1 protein-coding gene is annotated in these 1533 nt (G+C 51.1%); it reads left to right on the forward strand.

All coding sequences use genetic code 11. From position 1 onward, the window contains the following. Positions 1–1533, forward strand: a 1533-nt coding sequence (locus tag ADU23_RS33240; RefSeq protein ID WP_331459320.1) for an immunoglobulin-like domain-containing protein, incomplete at both ends; no start/stop codon positions are given.

Raw genomic sequence — 1533 nt, forward strand, 5'->3', positions numbered from 1 at the left:
GGTAACGGCACGTACAGCAGTGGCTGATGTGAATATTGCGGTGAATGCGGGGGCAACGCAAACGGCGCTTGAAGCCGGCTCGCTTTCACTAAACCTGGGTGCATTGTACCCGACTTGGACAGCGGCGGATAAGACAGCGGTAGCTGCGTCCGTGCTAGCAGCACTTCCAGTTGGAGGTTATTCCGACAAAGCGGCAGTACAAGCAGCATTCAACACGGCGGTAACGGCGCGGATAGCTGTAGCCGATGTGAATATTGCAGCGGATGCAGCAGCAACGCAAACGGCGCTAGAAGCCGGCTCACTCTCCTTGACGCTAGGCGTATACCAGACTTGGGCAACAGCGGATAAAGCAGCAGTAGCTGCGGCAGTTTATGCGGGAATTCCAGTAGGAGGCTTTGCAGATAAAGCGGCGGTACAAGCAGCGTTCGATGCGGCTGTAACGGCACGAACAGCAGTAGCCGATGTGAATATTGCTGCAAATGCGGCAGCAACGCAAACAGCACTGGAAGCGGGATCGCTCTCTCTGACGCTTGGAATTTACTCAACTTGGACAGCGGCGGATAAGGCAGCCGTAGCAACGGCCGTGCAATCGGGAATTCCAGTTGGAGGTTATGCTGACCAAACGGCCGTGCAAGCGGCATTTGATGCAGCAGTGACAGCGCGTACGCCAGCAGCTAATGTGAACGTAGCGGTTAGTGCAGCAGCAATGAAAACGGCGCTTGAAGCTGGCCTGCTCGGACTAGATTTGACTGTTTACAACATATTGGGCAATGCGGATAAGCTGGCTACCTCAAGCAAAGTATTGGAAGCTCGTCCGGGTACAGGCTATGTGGACATAGCGGCCATTCAGACAGCACTAGACAATGGATTAGAAGCCGGCTCGTTAAACCGTGATACAGCTTCGCTAGAAATTCAATTTAAACCAGGAGATGCTGCCAGCCATGTAACTGATCAGCTAACGCTTCCTATATTGGGAGTCGAAGGATCGGCAGTTTCTTGGAGCTCTGATTTACTGGAGGTTGACGTTTCTAACGGTAACGTTACTCGGCCAGCTTACTTGACAGGTGATTTGACTGCCACCTTGACAGCCACTTTGACTCGAAATGGCAGCACGAAGACGAAAGAGTTTGTTGTCAAACTGATCAAACTGGCAATCACAGATAGTGAGTCCGTTTCAGTTGATAAAACAGCGCTTGGCATCGTGTATGTCGGAGCTGATCATGCAGCCAACGTGTCGCAAAACTTGACGCTTCCAACAACAGGTGCAAATGGAACTACGATAACATGGGCATCTGACAATTTGGCTGTCGATGTGGCTGTTAATGCAGGAATAGGTACAGTAATTCGCCCGTTGAAAACATCTAACGATGCCATTGTTACTCTGACAGCTACCATTACAAAGAATGGTGTGCAAGAAACCAAAGAGTTTGTAGTGAACATTCTCAAACAAACGACGTTCAACGATGCGGAGTCCGTTGCGGCAGACAAAGTGGCGCTGGGTATCGGTTATACCGGTGTCGATAAAGCCGTCAG

The organism is Paenibacillus sp. FJAT-27812 (assembly GCF_001273905.1).
Classification (GTDB): Bacteria; Bacillota; Bacilli; order Paenibacillales; family Paenibacillaceae; genus Pristimantibacillus.